The organism is Streptomyces spinoverrucosus, from assembly GCF_015712165.1.
GTDB classification, from domain to species: Bacteria; Actinomycetota; Actinomycetes; order Streptomycetales; family Streptomycetaceae; genus Streptomyces; species Streptomyces spinoverrucosus_A.
The window spans coordinates 6,547,450-6,563,733 of sequence record NZ_JADPZX010000001.1 but is presented as its reverse complement, the minus strand read 5'-3'; the positions used below and the strand labels follow the sequence as shown (position 1 = coordinate 6,563,733).

Sequence of the window (16,284 nt, the reverse complement as noted above, 5' to 3'; positions counted from 1 at the left end):
ATCGATGCCCCGCCCGTGTTGAACGGGCGGGGCATCGGCGTCCCCAGGGGCGCGGGGCTGTGACCTCAGCGGCTCCGCCGCGGGGCGCGAACACCCCCACCACCCGCAGCCGCCGAACAACAGAACACCCCGACCCACCAGGCGTGTAAGTCTCGTCTCACCTGCACCAAAGCACCCCCATCGGCCCCTACAGCGGAGCGCCCCCCCCGTATTGTCTAAACGTCAACGCGCCCTAAGGAGCCCTCATGACCGCGCCCGTCATCCACTCGCTGCGCGAACAGATCCGCGAGCACATCCTGGAAGGGATCATCAGCGGGCGCTGGAAGCCGGGCGAGCGGATCGTGGAGCGCCGTATCGCCACGGAACTGGAGGTCAGTCAGACCCCGGTCCGCGAGGCTCTGCGCGAACTGGAGTCCCTGCGCCTGATCGAGTCCGCGCCCAACAAGGGCGTACGCGTACGGAATCTCACCGCGGCCGACCTGGAGGAGAGCTACCCGGTCCGGGCCGGTCTGGAGGCGATCGCGGCGGAGCTGGCGGCGGAACGGCTCTCCCAGGACTGCTCGGCCCTGAAGCCGCATGTCGCCGCCCTGTACGAGGCCGACCGCAAGTCCGACGGCACGGCCCAGGTGCGGCACACGGTCGCCTTCCACCGCGAGCTGGTCCGGGCGGCCGGCAACTCGGTGCTGCTGCACACCTGGGAAGGCCTCGGCATCGAGGTGTTCACCACCCTTTCCATCCGCTGGCTGGGCACGGTCCAGCAGTCCTACGCCGAGGAGCACGAGGAGTTGGTCGAGGCGTTCCGGCGGCGCGATCCGGAGATCGGCCGTCTGGTGAAGGAGCACGTGCTGGGCTGCGCGCCGCGCGCCGCCGGCGATCACGCCTGACCTCCGGATTCGCTCGTTCCGTGGGGGGCACTCGGCTACCCGGCCCAGCAGGCTCGTCCGTGCCGGGCGAGGCCGCTGGGACGCACACATACTGAGGGGTACCGTCGCCTCCCGGGCGCCGGTCCCGTCTCCAGTCGGCCGATGGTGGAGGCCGCGCGTGATCTGGCCACAGCTGTCCTCCGTGCTTCCCGGCTCGTTGCTGCCCGCGTTCGTGGTCCCTTCGACGAAGGCCGCGGTGGCCTCGACGGCCTCGACGGTCCGGGCTGTGGCGCAGGGCCTGACCGCCGTACCGGCGGCGCTGCCCGTGGTGGGGCCGATGCTGCGGCCCGGCAGGCCCAAGGTCTGGCGGACCTCCGGAGGCGTGCAGATCGAGGTACGACGCCTGGGACGGCCCGGGACGGCATCCGCGGCGCGTGAGCTGGAGGCCGCGCTGCGCCGGGTGCCGGGGGTGAGCCGGGCCGAGGTGAACGGCACGCTGGGCTGCGCGTACGTCGGCTGCGGGCCGGAGACCGACGTGGCGGCCCTCGTCGACATGGTCGGCGCCGCTGACACCGCCGCCGAGGAGGAGGCGCTCGGTGCCCGGCGCTCCGGGGGCGCGGATCAGGGGCGGCCGCCGGTCGGCTACCCCGGGGCGGCGGGGGCACGGATCGGGTCGGCCGTCCGGCTCGGCGCGGGCCTGGTCGCGGTGGGCGTGGCATCGGTGGGCAACGCCGTCGGGCTGCGCGGCCTGCCGCCGGCGGTGATCTCGGCGCTCCAGCTCGTGGAGTCCATGCCGCCGCTGCGCGAGGGTCTCGCCCGCCGGATCGGGGAGCCGGCCGCGGAGCGGGGCTTCGCGGCGGCGAACATGCTGGTGACGACGCTGACGTTCCGGCCGCTGGGCGCGGTGGTGGCCGCCGTCCTGGCCGCTGCCCGGTACGGGGAGGTGCAGGCCCGTCGCACGGCATGGGGGAACTGGTCGCGCAGGCTGGCCGTGCACGAGGGCACGTACCGCCATGACGCCGTCCCGGGCTACGAGCGGCCCGCCCCGCTGCCCCCGGGGCCGGGCGAGCGGTACGCGAACGTGGCGGCGCCGGCCTCCCTCGCGGCCTACGGGCTCACGACGCTCGGCAGGCTCGGCCAGGACCGCGGGCTGGCACTGCTGATCGCGGGGACGCCGAGGGGCCCGCGGTTCGGCCGGGAGGCGTTCGCGTCCTCGGTGGGCCGGGCCGTCTCCGACCGCGGGGCCCTGGTGCTGCGGCCGGAGACGCTGCGCCGGCTGGACCGTGTCGACATGGTGGTCCTCGACGCCCGGGTACTGGCCGACGGCGCCTGGACGGTGGAGAGCGTCCTGCGCCTGCCGCCGACCGGGCCTGCGGAACCGGGCCTGCTGGACGCCGGGGGGCCGGCCGACGGTGGTGGCCCCGATGCGGCTCTGCCGGTCGCTTCCGCGCCGGTGCCGGAGTCCCGCGGCCCGCAAACCGGCGGACCCGCACCTGTGCGGGAGGCCGGCGATCCCGATGGGGAGCGTCCGGGGGACGACGAGATCCACGCGCGTCTCCACGAGCTGATCGCGCCGGACGGGCCGCCGCCGAGGTGGCGGATCCGGCACGGCGGAGTGCCGCTGCCCGCGCGACGGCTGGGCAGTTGGGAACTGCGGCCGTTCACCGGAGCGGCCGCCGTCCCGGGCGATGACGTCGTACCCGATGAGACGGCCGCGCGGGCCCGGCGGTGGGCCGAGGAGGGTGCGCAGGTCATGCTCGTGCTGCGCGAGGGCACCCCGGTGGCCATGGCCGCGCTGGTGCCCCAACTGCACCCGCTCGCCCACCACTTGGTGCGCGCGGCGCGGGAGTGCGGCGAGGTGCGGCTGGTGGGCGGCCCGCCCGGTCTGCATCGCCGGTTCGGGCTCGCTCAGGCCGCGCCCACCGGGCATCGGCGTACGGCCGCGCTGGTGCGCTCCCTCCAGGCGGACGGGCACGGTGTCGCGGTGATCTCGGCGCGGACCCGGCGCGCGCTCGTCCGCGCGGATCTGGGCATCGGGGTGATCACCGTCACCCGGCACGTGCCGTGGGACGCCGATGTCGCCGCCCCGCCCGATGTCGTCCATCTGCTGCTGGCGGCCCTGCCGGAGGCCCGGCGGATCAGCCGGCTGTGCACCCGGCTGGAGGTCGTCGGCGCCGCGCTGGGCTCGGGACTCGCCCTCCTGGTGCCCCGCCCGCGGGCCTGGGTGCGGGCCCGCCTGGTGACCGACGGGGTGACCATCGCGGGGATCGCGGCGGGCTTCTGGGCGGGCTGGCAACTGCACGGGCGTCCGGCCCCGGCCGCCGCCGAGCGCACGCCCTGGCACGCCATGACGGTACGTCAGGTGATGGCCCGTCTGGGCACCTCGTCCCGTGGGCTGGACGAGGCCGAGGCGGCCCGGCGCAGGCAGTTCGAGGGCCATGACCGGCACGACGGTGCGGTCACCCTGATCGGCCGGGTCGCGGAGGAACTGGCCAATCCGCTCACGCCCGTTCTGGCGATCGGCGGTGGCATCTCGGCGGCGCTCGGCTCCGTGCTGGACGCCGTGCTGATCGGCGGGGTGCTCGGCGTGGACGCGCTGGTCGGCGGGGTGCAGCGGCAACAGGCCGACGAGGCGGCGGAACGGCTGGTCGAGGCGACCTCGGCGCGGGTGCGGGTGCGGCGGCCCGACCGGGCCGAGGCGGTGGAGGCGGCCGGTGAGCACCTGGTGCGCGGTGACGTCATCGAGCTGCGGGCCGGGGACGCGGTTCCGGCGGACTGCCGGGTGGTGCGGGCGCAGGGTCTGGAGGTGGACGAGTCCAGTCTCACCGGTGAGTCGCTGCCGGTCGTGAAGAGCGCCGCGCCGACCGCGGCCCGGACGGTCGCGGACCGGACGTCGATGCTCTACCAGGGGACGACGGTGGCGGCCGGCCATGCCCTCGCCGTGGTCGTCGCCACCGGGACGGCCACCGAGGCGGGCAGCGCGGCGGAGGCGGTCCCCGAGAGCGGGCCGCCGGAGAGCGGTGTGGAGCGGCGGCTGAAGGCGCTGGGCCGGTGGTTCCTGCCGCTGTCCATCGCCGCCGGGGTCGTCCTGTTCGCCGTCGAACTGCTGCGCAGGCGGCCCGCGGGCGCCGCCCTGGGCTCCGCGGTCAGCCTGTGCGTCGCGGCCGTACCGGAGGGGCTGCCGTTCGTCGCCACGGTCGCGGAACTGGCCGCGGCGCGCCGGTTGTCCACCCGCGACACCCTCGTCCGCAGCGCCTCCACCATTGAGGCGCTGGGTCGCACCGATGTCCTGTGCTTCGACAAGACCGGCACGCTCACCGAGGGCCGGATCAGCCTCCAGCAGGTCTCCGACGCCCTGGACCGCCGACCGCCCGACCGGCTCACCCCGCCGCTGCGCCGGATCGTCGCCACGGCGGCCCTCGCGGGGCCACGGGGCCCGGCCGCGACGCTCGCCCACCCCACCGACCGCGCCATCGCGGCGGGGGCCGAGCTGCTCGACGACGCCCCGGAGCGGGCCGCCGGGCTCGGCTCGGACACCTGGGAGCAGCTGGCGGAGCTGCCGTTCGAGCCGGGGCGCGGCTTCCACGCCGTGGTGGGGCGGACCGACTCCGAGGCGCGGATGGTCGTCAAGGGCGCACCCGAGGTCGTACTGGCCCGCTGCGACCGTATCCGCCGGGGTGCTGCCACCGAGGCGTTCGGGGACCGGCTGCGGGAGCAGATCGAGGCGGAGATCGACCGGCTGGCCCGGCGCGGTCTGCGGGTTCTCGCGGTCGCCGAGCACGTTCCGCCGACGGGCGGGCCGCAGGAAGGTGCCGAGCTCGCCGACGAGGACGTCGACGGGCTGTGTCTGCTGGGCCTGCTGGGTCTGGCGGACCCGGTGCGGGCCACCGCAGCCGAGAGCGTGGACCGGCTGTCCCGGGCCGGGGTGCGCATCGTCATGCTCACCGGTGACCATCCCAGCACCGCCGCCGCGATCGCCCGGGAGCTGCGGCCCGAGGAGGAGCCACGGCTGATGACCGGGGCGGAGCTGGACGCGCTGGACGACGACGCGCTAGCCCGGACGCTGCCGGACATCACCGTGTTCGCCCGGGTCACGCCGGCCCACAAGGTCCGTATCGTCACCGCGCTGCGCTCGGCCGGCCGGATCGTCGCCGTCACCGGCGACGGCGCCAACGACGCGCCCGCCATCCGGATCGCCGACGTCGGCATCGCCCTGGGCTCCCGGGCCACCCCGGCCGCCCGCGCCGCCGCCGACGTCGTCGTCACCGACGACCGTATCGAGACGATCGTCGACGCCTTCGTCGAGGGCCGGGCCATGTGGGCGTCGGTGCGCAAGGCGCTCGGCATCCTGCTCGGCGGCAACCTCGGGGAGATCGTCTTCACCCTGGCGACCACGCTGTTCACCGGGCGCAGCGCGCTGAACGCACGGCAGCTCCTGCTGGTCAACGTGCTCACCGACATGCTGCCCGCCATGGCGATCGCCGCCCGGCCGCCCGCCGACCACGCCGGCCGGCTGCTCGCGGAGGGACCGGAGGCCTCGCTCGGCACGGCGCTGACCCGCCATATCCGGCTACGGGCCGTGCTCACCACGGCGGCGGCCACCGTCGCCTGGGTGCTCGCCCGGGCGACCGGCACCCGGGGGCACGCCGACACGGTCGCCCTGGTCGCGCTGGTGACGTCCCAGTTGCTCCAGACGCTGGTGGACGCGGGCCGCGATCCGGTGGTCGCGGCGGCCGTGGCGGGGTCCCTGGTGGTGCTGGGTGTGGTGGTGAGCGTGCCCGGGCTCAGCCACTTCTTCGGCAGCCGGCCGCTGGGCCCCGCGGGCTGGACGATCGCGCTGGCGTCGGCGGCGGGGTCGGTTCTGGTGCCGGCCGCGGCGCAGGGCATCGCCGGGATGCAAGGCAGATTTCACCCGAAGGACACCGTGGTGCAGCCTCGCGGATGACATCGGCCCGGACAAAGGAGCCGTACCCCGCACACTGCACACGAAAGGCGGCCACCATGCCGCACATCCTCACCACCATCGTCACCCAGGTGGCCGTCGCCCTGATCGAGGCCGCTCTGGTGCGCCTGTTCATGCAGCTCTGGAAGTCGTTCGGCGCGACCGCACGCCCGGCCGCCGCGTACGCCTGACCCCGGAGCACGAAGTCCCCTGAGCGCGCCGGCCGCTCAGGGGAGCCCCCTCCCTGCCCGGCCCGAGTCGCGCAGGCTAGCCACCCGCACCTCATCTGAGCAGGAAAAATGCGGCACCGCGTGCCTGCCCCAAAGGCACCCCGTGCCTATTTTCTCGTGATCAAGAGGTTTTGACCCTCAACCCTTTGATCGATCATCGATCAGGGAGTTACAGTCGCCGACGGACTTCCACCCGAGTCCACCCGCCCTGTCCTGCCAAAGACCAAGGGCACCCCCGAACCCTTACCGATGAGGGAACCCCCTTCGACTGAGGAAGGCGGCGACATGACCGACCCCAACGCCATCCAGCCGAGCGCGCTCGACCAGCTCCCCGACCGGGATCCGGAGGAGACCGCCGAATGGCAGGCCTCGCTGGACGCGGTCGCCAAGGCGGCCGGGCCGCACCGTGCCGCGTACCTGATGCGGCGCACGCTGGAGCGTGCCGAGGGCAACGGCATCGCGCTGCCCAAGCTCCTTGAGACCGACTACGTCAACACCATCCCCACAGCCGCCGAGCCGACCGTGCCCGGTGACGAGGAGATGGAGGCGCGGATCACCGCCTGGAACCGCTGGAACGCGGCCGCCATGGTGACCCGCGGCAGCAAATACGGCGTCGGCGGCCACATCGCCACCTTCGCCTCCGCGGCCTGGCTGTACGAGACCGGCTTCAACCACTTCTTCAAGGGCAAGGAGGCCGACGGGTCCGGCGACCAGCTCTACATCCAGGGCCACGCCTCCCCCGGCATCTACGCCCGCGCCTTCCTCGACGGCCGGCTGAACGAGGACCACCTCGACAACTTCCGCCGCGAGGCCGGCGGCAACGGCCTGCCGTCGTACCCGCACCCGCGCCGCCTGCCCTGGCTGTGGGAGTTCCCGACCGTGTCGATGGGCCTCGGCCCGCTCTCCGCGATCTACCAGGCGCGCTTCAACCGCTACCTCACCAACCGCGGCATCAAGGACGTCTCCGCCTCCCACGTGTGGGCCTTCCTCGGCGACGGCGAGATGGACGAGCCGGAGTCGACGGCGGCGCTCGCGCTGGCCGCGCGTGAGGAGCTGGACAACCTCACCTTCGTCATCAACTGCAACCTGCAGCGCCTGGACGGCCCGGTCCGCGCCAACTTCAAGATCGTGCAGGAGCTGGAGGCCCAGTTCCGCGGCGCCGGCTGGAACGTCGTCAAGACCCTGTGGGGCTCCACCTGGGACGAGCTGTTCCAGCTCGACACCACCGGCGCGCTGGTACGACGCCTGCGCGAGGTACCCGACGCACAGGTCCAGACGTACCAGACCCGCGACGCCGCCTACATCCGCGAGGACTTCTTCGGCAAGGACCCGGCGCTCGTCGAGATGGCGAAGCTGCTGAGCGACGACAAGATCCTCGACTGCTTCCACTTCTCCCGCGGTGGCCACGAGCCGCGCAAGGTGTACGCCGCGTACAAGGCCGCCGTCGAGCACAAGGGCGCGCCGACCGTGATCCTGGCCCAGACGGTCAAGGGCCACACCCTCGGCACGGGCTTCGCGTCGAAGAACGCCAACCACCAGATGAAGAAGCTGACGGTGGACGAGTTCAAGACGATGCGCGACCTGCTCGGCCTGCCGATCGCCGACAGCGCGTTCGTCGACGGCGTGGTCCCCTACGGCCACCCGGGCGCCGACTCCGCCGAGGTCCGCTACCTCCAGGAGCGTCGCGCCGCCCTCGGCGGTCCCGCCCCGGCCCGCCGCGTGCACCCGGTTGCGCCGCTGCCCGCGCCCGCCGAGAAGGCCTTCGCCTCCTTCGACAAGGGCTCCGGCTCGCAGAACGTGGCCACCACCATGGCGTTCGTCCGCCTGGTCAAGGACCTGGTCCGCGACAAGGAGACGGGCAGGCGCTGGGTGCCGATCGTCCCCGACGAGGCGCGCACCTTCGGCATGGAGTCGCTGTTCCCGTCGCTCGGCATCTACTCGCCCAAGGGCCAGACGTACGAGCCGGTCGACCGCGACCAGCTGATGTACTACAAGGAGGCCGAGAACGGCCAGATCCTCAACGAGGGGATCACCGAGGCCGGTTCGATGGCCGACTTCATCGCCGCGTCCACCGCGTACTCCACGCACGGCGAAGCGATGATCCCGTTCTACATCTTCTACTCGATGTTCGGCTGGCAGCGCACGGCCGACCAGATGTGGCAGCTCGGCGACCAGCTCGGCCGCGGCTTCCTCATCGGCGCGACGGCCGGTCGTACGACGCTGACCGGTGAGGGCCTGCAGCACGCCGACGGCCACTCCCCCGTCATCGCGGCGACCAACCCGGCGGCGCTGACGTACGACCCGGCGTTCGCGTACGAGGTCGCGGCGATCGTCAAGGACGGTCTGCGCCGGATGTACGGCGAGGCGGCGCCCGGTGAGGACCCGAACGTCTTCTACTACCTCACCGTCTACAACGAGCCGCTGCCGCAGCCCGCGAAGCCGCAGGGCCTCGGCATCGACGAGGGCATCGTCAAGGGCCTGTACCGCTTCAACACGGCCGAGTCGGCGGGCGTGACCGCGCCGGCCAACGCCCCGCGCGTCCAGCTGCTCGGCTCCGGTACGGCGATCCACTGGGCGCTGAAGGCGCAGACGCTGCTCGCCGAGGAGTGGGGCGTGGCCGCCGACGTGTGGTCCGCGACCTCCTGGAGCGAGCTGCGCCGGGACGCGCTGGAGGCCGACGCGGCACTGCTGCGCGGCGAGGAGCGGGTGCCGTACGTCCGGCAGGCGTTGCAGGGCGCCGAGGGCCCGGTGCTGGCGGTCTCCGACTACATGCGCCAGGTCCCCGACCAGATCGCGCAGTGGGTCGAGCAGGACTACTCCTCGCTGGGCGCCGACGGCTTCGGTCTGTCCGACACCCGCGACGCCGCCCGCCGCCACTTCGGCGTCGACGCGGAGTCGATCGTCGTCGCGGCCCTGGCCCAGCTCGCCAAGCGGGGCGAGGTCAAGGCGACGGCCGTGAAGGAGGCCCGCGAGAAGTACGGGCTGTAAGGCCCACGCTCGCGGAAGGGGTACGGCGGCAGCCGTACCCCTTCGTTGTACGAGTATCGATGTCAGTGGCCCCCGGCATCATGAACGCATGCGCGCTGCCCGGCTCATCAAGATGGTGCTGTTGCTCCAGTCCCGGCCGACCATGACCGCCGCCGAGCTGGCGCGGGAGCTGGAGGTGTCGGAGCGGACGGTGACCCGGGACGCGCAGGCGCTGTCGGAGGCCGGGGTTCCGGTGTACGCCGACCGGGGCCGGGCCGGGGGTTACCGGCTGATCGGCGGATACCGCACGCGGCTGACCGGCCTGCACCGCGGCGAGGCCGAGGCGCTGTTCCTGTCCGGGGTGCCGGGGGCGCTGAGGGAGATGGGGCTGGAGGACGCCGCCTCCGCCGCCCGGCTGAAGGTGTCCGCCGCGCTGCTGCCCTCCCTGCGGGACGCATCGAGGACGGCCGCGCAGCGGTTCCATCTGGACGCCCCGAACTGGTTCAAGGAGCCCCGGACGCCCGAGTTGCTGCCCGCGGTCGCGGACGCGGTGTGGGACGACCGGCGGATCGTCGCCCGCTATGTGCGCGGGGAGGCAGAGGTCGTCCGGGAGCTGGAGCCGTACGGGCTCGTACTCAAGGCGGGCGTCTGGTACCTGTGCGCGCGGGTGGCGGATCACGGGGCCTTCCGGGTGTACCGGATCGACCGGTTCACGGCGGTGGAGCCGGGCGAGGAGCGGTTCGCGCGCGACGGGGAGTTCGAGCTGCCCGCGTTCTGGGAGGAGCGGGCGGAGCAGTTCGCGCGCTCGATCCTGCGCGCCGAGGTGGTGGTCCGGCTGTCCGGGGAGGGCGTGCGGAGGCTGCCGTTCGCCCTCGATCCGCAGTCGGCGCGGGACGCGCTGGCCGCCGTGGGCGCCCCGGACGACGACGGCTGGGTGACCGTGACGCTCCCGGTGGAGTCCGAGGAGGTCGCGCACACCCAGCTCACCGCCCTCGGACCGGAGGTCGAGGTGCTGGCGCCCGAGGAGCTGCGGGCGCGGTTCGCCCGGGACGCGCGGCGGATCGCCGCCCTGTACGGCACATAACGATCCGCCCCACTCCGCGTGCGCCCCACCCGTGAAGGCCCGATGCTTGTCCCGTGATGGACGAGACGGAGTTCTGGGAGCTGATCGACGCCACCCGCGAGGCCGCCGAGGGCGACCCGGAGGAGCAGGCCGACCTCCTCGTGGACCGGCTCCTGCGGCTGGATCCCGAGATGGTCCTCGACTTCGCCCGTCACTTCGAGGCCCGCTACAACCGCGCGTACACCTGGGACCTGTGGGGCGCCGCCTGGGTGCTGCTCGACGGGGCCAGCGACGACGCCTTCGACTTCTTCCGGTGCTGGCTGATCGGCCAGGGCCGCGAGGTGTACGAGGGCGGCGTGCACGACCCCGACTCGCTCGCCGACCTGCTGGGCGACTTCGACGAGGAGATCGACGGCGACGGCGAGGAGCTGGGCTACGCCGCCGACGAGGCCTACGAACAGCTCACCGGCACCGTCGCTCCCGACCTCGGCATCGCGCCCGCCACCGCCGAGCCGGAGGGCACGCCGGTCGAATTCGAGAACGAGGCGGTGCTCGCGGAGCGGTTCCCGCGACTGTGGGACCGCTTCAAGGAGTGAGACCGGCGCTCGGGGTTCAGGCGCCCCTGCGGCGGGTGTCCGTCGGTATGTACGCCTGCGTCTGATCGGCCTTCGCCGCGTGGTGCAGCGGTGCCGCGTTGGCCTGGTCGAGTGCCGACGCGGTGACCGCGGCCGGTCCGAGGACGACCGTCGCGACCGCGCAGAGCACCGTCCAGGGTCCCCGCAGGGCCCCGTTCCACGTGCCCGCCCCGTGCTCCGTACCACGGCTGCTGCTCATGTTCCCCACCTCCGGTCGGCTGCTGGCCGCAACGGTAGGGCGCGGGCCTCTCAGTGCCCTGCGGGGCGGCTGTGGCCTTCCTATGGAGTTCACGGCCGCCCCTGCAACCGGGCCGCCCGGTCCCTGATCTGCGGCAGCCGCGCGGTCAGGGCGGCGCCGGGGCAGTTGGTCATGTAGCCGTCGTTGTGGCCGGCCAGGGCGGGCAGCGTGGCGGAGGTGCCGGCGGCGAAGCGGCTGCGGCTGTTGCTGGAGACCAGGCGCACCTTCGCGTGCGGGTCGGTGCCCGACAGGCCCAGTTTCCAGGCGGCCAGCGCGGCGATCGCCTCGGTCATCGCGCGCGGCACCTCGGCGCCCGCCGTGAAGGTGCCGATGGCGGCGATGCCGGCGGTGCGGTGGTTGAAGCCCAGGGTGTGGGCGCCGGTGACGGGGCGGGTGACGCCGCCCGCGCGGCCCTCGTAGATGGTGCCGCAGCGGTCGACGAGGAAGTTGTAGCCGATGTCGTCCCAGTCCTGGTCGCCGGTCTGGCCGGCGTAGAGGTCGCGGATGATGCGGGGCGAGTCGGTGCAGCGGTACGCGTTGGGGGTGTCGGTGTGGTGCACGAACACGGCGACGACCTTGTCGTCGTAGCGCGGTGGCGGCTGCTTCTCGACGGGGGCCCGGCCCTGGCCGGTCCAGGCCGTCCGGGGGACGACGGGCGGCTTGGGTGCGGTGTGCGGGGTGCCCGCCCGGGCGACGGCGAGCGAGCGGGCGGTCCGGGCGTCCGTCACCAACCGGTCCACCACGTGGGCGCACAGCGCCAGGGCGGTGACCGCGGCGACTCCGGGCAGACAGCCCGCCAGCGCCACGGCGGTGCCACGTATCGGCACGGCGCGGCGCCGTGCTCCCCGTCTTCTTCTCTTGCCTTGTCTCAGGACACGCATGGACCCACTGTCGGTCCGAGCGCCTGCGCCCGCGATGTGTGCTGTGCCACCTGGTGGAACCATCGTCCGGGTCGGTGACGTTTTTCGGGATACACGCACACGTGGCCGGTTTCCCGACCGGTGGCGCGGGCGTGGCTGATCACTGGACCCGTCCGGCGCGTACTAAGGCGTGCTGGGGCGCGTACCCGCGCACCGACGGGTCCTAGAGAAAGGCGGCTCCGTGGACCTGCTCGACATCCTGCTGGTGCTGGTGATCCTGGTGTACGCCGGTTCCGGCTACCGGCGCGGACTGGTGGCCGGCTGTGTCTCGCTCGCCGGGTTCGTGGGCGGCGCGGTCATCGGCGTGTGGATCCTGCCGTGGGTGATGGACCTGGTGTCGCCGGGGACGACGGCGGCGACGGTGACGGCGGTGCTCACGGTGCTGGTCCCGGCGGTGGTGGGGCACGAGCTGGCCGGTCGGCCGGCGCTGCGGCTGCGGCGGGAGCTGGACCGGGGGCCGCTGCGGGTGGCCGACGGGGCCGGCGGGGCGGCGGCCAACTCGGTCGCCGTGCTGATCGTGGCGTGGGTGGCGGCGAGCGTGCTGGCGGCGTCCGCCTCGCCGCTGCTGACGGGCGCCATCCGGGACTCACGGGTGCTGGGCGCGGTGCAGAGCGCGATGCCGGACACCACACCGGCCTGGTTCTCGCGGGCCACGTCGGCGCTCACCGAGGCGGGCTTCCCGCAGGTGTTCAACCCGTTCGAGAACGAGTCGACCGCCGAGGTGGCGAGGCCCTCCGGCGACAGCGTCACGCCTGCCGCCACCAACGCGGCCAAGCTGAGCACGGTGAAGGTCGAGGGCGCCGTGGGCGACCAGGGGCGCGAGGGCAGCGGGTTCGTGTACACGGCCGAGCATGTGATGACCAACGCGCACGTGGTGGCGGGCATCGACGAGCCGACCGTACGGATCGGCGGGGTCGGGCCGTCGTACGAGGCACGGGTGGTGCTGTTCGACCCGGACAAGGACGTGGCCGTGCTGTACGTCCCCGATCTGCGCGCCCCCGCCCTGGAGTTCGACGACGACGCCGATCGCGGCGACGCGGCCGTTGTCGCCGGTTATCCGCAGGACGGCGGGCTGGATCTGCAGGCGGCGACGGTCGCCAACCGGGTGCGGGCGACCGGCCAGAACATCTACAGCGACGAGAACGTCACCCGCGAGATCTACTCGATCCGCTCCACGGTCCGCCCCGGCAACTCCGGCGGCCCGCTGCTCACCACCGACGGCAGGGTCTACGGCGTGGTCTTCGCCCGCTCCACCTCCGACGCGGAGACGGGGTACGTCCTGACGGCCGACGAGGTCGCCGGTGACGCGACGCGGGCGGCGGACGCGACGACACCGGTGGACACGGGCGAGCTGGTGGCGTCGTAGCGCCCGGCACGGCTCACAGGGCCCGGCCCATCAGCACGTCGTCGACGTACTCCCCGTCGAGGAAGAACTCCTCCGGCAGCACGCCCTCCACCACGAACCCCTCGGACTCGTAGAGCTTGCGGGCCGGGGTGTTGTGCCCGAGGACCCGCAGGGTGATCCGGCGGGCCCCCTGCCGCCGTGCCTCGTCCTGCACGGCCCGTAGCAGCGCCCGGCCGACCCCGGCGCCCCGCGCCTCCTCGGCGACGACGAGGCCCTGGATCTGGCGGACGTGCGCGTTGCTGTCCAGCGGGGTGGAGAAGGCGAGCCGTATGTAGCCGACGATCGCTCCGGCGAGTTCGGCGACGAGATGGTCGCGCGGCCCGAAGCGGTCGTTGAAGAAGGGGTCGTACGGCGGCCTGGGGCGCGGCTGGACGGAGTGCAGCCCGGACCAGCAACGGCGGTCGAGCCGCCCCAGTTCTTCCTCGTCGGCGTACCTGGCGTGACGTATGTACGGAACCGGCATGACGTCACTGTACGGCGGCCGTGGGAGCGCCTGTTCGGCATTTATCCGGGCTTGACCGGCAGTATGGGCCGCATGGAACGAATCGCGGTGGCCGGCGCGTCCGGTCTCATCGGCAGCGCCCTCGTGCGATCCCTGACCGCCGAGGGGCACGAAGTGGTGCGCCTGGTACGCCGGGAGCCCCGGGCGGCGGGCGAGGTCCGCTGGGATCCGGAGCGCGAGTACGTCGATCCGGCCGGGCTGGCCGGGTGCGACGCGGTGGTGAACCTGGCGGGCGCCGGGGTGGGCGACCGCCGCTGGACCGAGGAGTACAAGGCGCGGATCCGCGACAGCCGGGTGCGCGGTACGGCGACGCTGGCCGGGGCGGTCGCCGGGCTGCCGGCGGAGCGGCGGCCGCGGGTGTTCGTCAGCGGCAGCGCGATCGGCTACTACGGCGACACCGGGCAGCGGGCCGTCGACGAGGAGGCGCCCGCGGGGAGGGGTTTCCTGCCGGAACTGTGCGTGGAGTGGGAGTCGGCCGCGGCGCCCGCGCGGGACGCGGGTGTGCGGACGGTGTTCGCGCGGACCGGGTTGGTGGTGTCGCGCAAGGGCGGTGCCTGGGGGCGGCTGTTCCCGCTGTTCCTGGCGGGTCTCGGTGGGCGGCTCGGGGACGGGCGGCAGTACTGGTCGTTCATCTCGCTGCACGACGAGGTCGCCGCGCTCCGGCACCTGATCGACCGTGAGGACCTGTCGGGGCCGTTCAATCTGACGGCCCCGCAGCCGCTGACGAACCGTGAGATCACCGCGGCGATGGGGCGGGTGCTGCGCCGGCCCACGCTGTTCGCGGTGCCGGCGCCGGTGCTGCGGGCCGTGCTGGGCGAGATGGCCGGGGATGTGCTGGGCAGTCAGCGGGTGGTGCCGAAGCGGTTGCTGGAGTCCGGGTTCGGCTTCGCCTTCCCGGGGATCGAGGAGGCGATTCGCGCGGCGGGGTGAGGTTTACGGTCGTCCAGGACGTGGCACCCTGCCCCCTTGGCCGTACCTGACCGTATGCGACCGCCGTGCGACCGTGCCCTGTTCATGCGCGACTTCCCTTGACCGAACGCGGCCCTAACCTCGACCCGAACTCGGGTATCCCCGGAGCCGGTTGAGGGCATGACCTCTCCACCGGCCGTGCAACGTCGAGGAGGGGCACGTGCTTGAGCCCGCGTATCAGGCGGATGTCGTCGTCGTGGGAGCCGGGGTCGCCGGTCTCGCCGCGGCGCATCGGCTGACCGGTGCAGGAATCCCGACCACCGTCCTGGAGGCCGCCCCTTGTGTGGGCGGGCGGATGGCGACGGAGAAGGTCGACGGCTTCCGGCTCGACCGCATCGGGCAGCTCCTGTTCACGTCGTATCCCGAACTGCGTCTGACACCGGGGCTCGACGCGCTCGCGCTGCGCGCGTTCACCCCGGGTGTCCTGCTGCACAGCGACGGGCGCCGGCAGCGTGCGGGCGCCCCGGCGGGCGGCAGGAGCGCGAGGGGCGCACTCCATGCCGTGCGCGCCCTTGCGAGCGCCCCCCGTTCGACGGGGAGGCCCGGCACCGGTTCCCGCGGACCGGCGGGTGCGCCGCTGGGCGGTGCCGTCGATCAGGCGCGGCTCGGGGCGGCGCTGGCCCGGATCGGCCAGATGCCGGTCGAACGGCTGCTGTCCCGCCCGGAGTTGCCCGCAGGTCAGGCCCTCGCGGAGCGCGGGCTGCCCGCCCGGACCGTCGACGGCTTCCTGCGCCCGCTGCTCGCCGCGCTGCTGTGCGACCCGGAGCTGCGGACGTCCAGCCGGTGCGCGGATCTGGCGCTGCGGGCGTTCGCGGCGGGGCGGATGTGTGTGCCGGAGGGCGGCGCCGAGGTGCTGCCGGAGCTGCTCGCGCGCGGGCTGCCGCCGGGGACGGTGCGCACCGGGGTGCGGGTCACCGGTGTGTCCACGACGTCGGTGAGCACGGCCGAGCACGGGGAGTTCCGGTGCCGGGCGGTGCTGCTGGCGACGGACGCGCGGACGGCGGCCGAGCTGCTGCCCGGGCTGCGGGTGCCGGACTTCCATCCGGTGACGGTGGTGCACCACACGACCGACGAGGCACCGCAGACCGGGGCCTCGCTACTGCTGGACGCCGACCGGGGCGGCCCGGTGGCGCACACGGCGGTGGTCAGCGCGGTGGATCCGACGCGCGCGCCGGCGGGGCGGGCGCTGGTGTCGTCGACGGTGCTGGGGGCCGTACCGAGCGATGTCGACACGGCGGTACGAATGCATCTGGCCCGGCTGTACGGCACGTCGACGGCACGGTGGGAGACGCTCGCCGTGCACCACACCGCCGAGGCCGTGCCGGTGATGCGGCCGCCGCACGATCTGCGACGGCCGGTGCGGCTGCTGGCGGGCCTGTACGTGTGCGGCGACCACCGGGACACCAGTACGGTCCAGGGCGGGCTGCACTCGGCCCACCGGGCGGCCGCGGCGATCCTGGCCGACCTCGGGGCGACGGGCTCGATGCACGCGGCGGACCCGGCGCCCACGGCTCGGGCGGCGTGAGGCGGATCGACTCACCGCCACCCCG

General features: G+C 73.7%; 12 protein-coding genes. 9 read left to right on the top strand and 3 right to left on the bottom strand.

Translation table 11 applies throughout. The features are described 5' to 3' along the window. Positions 1 to 245: 245 nt before the first annotated feature. From I2W78_RS29805 to I2W78_RS29785, 6 genes are all read left to right on the top strand, one after another. Positions 246 to 884, top strand: a complete 639-nt coding sequence (locus I2W78_RS29805; RefSeq protein ID WP_196463334.1) for a GntR family transcriptional regulator — start codon at positions 246 to 248, stop codon at positions 882 to 884. A gap of 157 nt (positions 885 to 1,041) precedes the next feature. Further along, positions 1,042 to 5,808: a cation-translocating P-type ATPase gene (locus tag I2W78_RS29800; RefSeq protein WP_196463333.1), complete on the top strand. Its 4,767-nt coding sequence runs from the start codon at positions 1,042 to 1,044 to the stop codon at positions 5,806 to 5,808. A 56-nt stretch (positions 5,809 to 5,864) separates the two neighbouring features. Beyond that, a complete protein-coding gene (locus tag I2W78_RS41210) occupies positions 5,865 to 5,996 on the top strand; it encodes a hypothetical protein (protein WP_263579104.1) in 132 nt (43 codons plus the stop codon). Positions 5,997 to 6,320: 324 nt separating this feature from the next. Continuing rightward, positions 6,321 to 9,023 carry a pyruvate dehydrogenase (acetyl-transferring), homodimeric type gene (gene aceE, locus I2W78_RS29795; RefSeq protein WP_196463332.1) on the top strand — a complete coding sequence of 901 codons (2,703 nt, stop codon included), beginning with the start codon at positions 6,321 to 6,323 and terminating at the stop codon, positions 9,021 to 9,023. Positions 9,024 to 9,111: 88 nt separating this feature from the next. Further along, entirely contained in the window at positions 9,112 to 10,086 is a 975-nt protein-coding gene (locus I2W78_RS29790; RefSeq protein WP_196463331.1) for a helix-turn-helix transcriptional regulator, read from the top strand. 56 nt (positions 10,087 to 10,142) lie between these two features. Further along, a complete protein-coding gene (locus tag I2W78_RS29785; protein WP_196464778.1) occupies positions 10,143 to 10,661 on the top strand; it encodes a DUF4240 domain-containing protein in 519 nt (172 codons plus the stop codon). 16 nt (positions 10,662 to 10,677) lie between these two features. Here I2W78_RS29785 and I2W78_RS29780 read toward each other — a convergent pair whose 3' ends face one another. Both I2W78_RS29780 and I2W78_RS29775 read right to left on the bottom strand, forming a co-directional pair. Then, the gene (locus I2W78_RS29780) at positions 10,678 to 10,899 is read right to left on the bottom strand and encodes a hypothetical protein (RefSeq protein ID WP_196463330.1); all 222 of its coding nucleotides are present in this window, start codon (positions 10,897 to 10,899) and stop codon (positions 10,678 to 10,680) included. Positions 10,900 to 10,988: 89 nt separating this feature from the next. Further along, positions 10,989 to 11,765, bottom strand: a complete 777-nt coding sequence (locus I2W78_RS29775) for a peptidoglycan recognition protein family protein (RefSeq protein WP_307783852.1) — start codon at positions 11,763 to 11,765, stop codon at positions 10,989 to 10,991. A gap of 274 nt (positions 11,766 to 12,039) precedes the next feature. Here I2W78_RS29775 and I2W78_RS29770 point away from each other — a divergent pair, with 274 nt between their 5' ends. Then, positions 12,040 to 13,224, top strand: a complete 1,185-nt coding sequence (locus I2W78_RS29770) for a MarP family serine protease (protein ID WP_196463328.1) — start codon at positions 12,040 to 12,042, stop codon at positions 13,222 to 13,224. 13 nt (positions 13,225 to 13,237) lie between these two features. On the opposite strand, the gene I2W78_RS29765 is transcribed toward I2W78_RS29770, so the two are convergent. Then, positions 13,238 to 13,726, bottom strand: coding sequence for a GNAT family N-acetyltransferase (locus I2W78_RS29765; protein ID WP_196463327.1), 489 nt, complete (start codon positions 13,724 to 13,726; stop codon positions 13,238 to 13,240). A 72-nt stretch (positions 13,727 to 13,798) separates the two neighbouring features. Between I2W78_RS29765 and I2W78_RS29760 the strand changes: the two genes are divergently transcribed. Both I2W78_RS29760 and I2W78_RS29755 read left to right on the top strand, forming a co-directional pair. Further along, positions 13,799 to 14,695 (top strand): TIGR01777 family oxidoreductase, encoded by an 897-nt coding sequence (locus I2W78_RS29760; protein WP_196463326.1) that lies wholly within the window; start codon positions 13,799 to 13,801, stop codon positions 14,693 to 14,695. Between the two features lie 199 nt (positions 14,696 to 14,894). Next, positions 14,895 to 16,259 (top strand): NAD(P)/FAD-dependent oxidoreductase, encoded by a 1,365-nt coding sequence (locus tag I2W78_RS29755; protein ID WP_196463325.1) that lies wholly within the window; start codon positions 14,895 to 14,897, stop codon positions 16,257 to 16,259. The last annotated feature ends 25 nt before the right edge of the window (positions 16,260 to 16,284 follow it).

What these genes read in the sequence shown, in the direction of transcription:
- aceE (WP_196463332.1), top strand. Translation starts at nt 6,321, where the DNA reads ATGACCGACCCCAACGCCATCCAGCCGAGCGCGCTCGACCAGCTCCCC.
- I2W78_RS29785 (WP_196464778.1), top strand. Translation starts at nt 10,143, where the DNA reads ATGGACGAGACGGAGTTCTGGGAGCTGATCGACGCCACCCGCGAGGCC.
- I2W78_RS41210 (WP_263579104.1), top strand. Translation starts at nt 5,865, where the DNA reads ATGCCGCACATCCTCACCACCATCGTCACCCAGGTGGCCGTCGCCCTG.
- I2W78_RS29765 (WP_196463327.1), bottom strand. Translation starts at nt 13,726, where the DNA reads ATGCCGGTTCCGTACATACGTCACGCCAGGTACGCCGACGAGGAAGAA.
- I2W78_RS29780 (WP_196463330.1), bottom strand. Translation starts at nt 10,899, where the DNA reads ATGAGCAGCAGCCGTGGTACGGAGCACGGGGCGGGCACGTGGAACGGG.
- I2W78_RS29760 (WP_196463326.1), top strand. Translation starts at nt 13,799, where the DNA reads ATGGAACGAATCGCGGTGGCCGGCGCGTCCGGTCTCATCGGCAGCGCC.
- I2W78_RS29790 (WP_196463331.1), top strand. Translation starts at nt 9,112, where the DNA reads ATGCGCGCTGCCCGGCTCATCAAGATGGTGCTGTTGCTCCAGTCCCGG.
- I2W78_RS29805 (WP_196463334.1), top strand. Translation starts at nt 246, where the DNA reads ATGACCGCGCCCGTCATCCACTCGCTGCGCGAACAGATCCGCGAGCAC.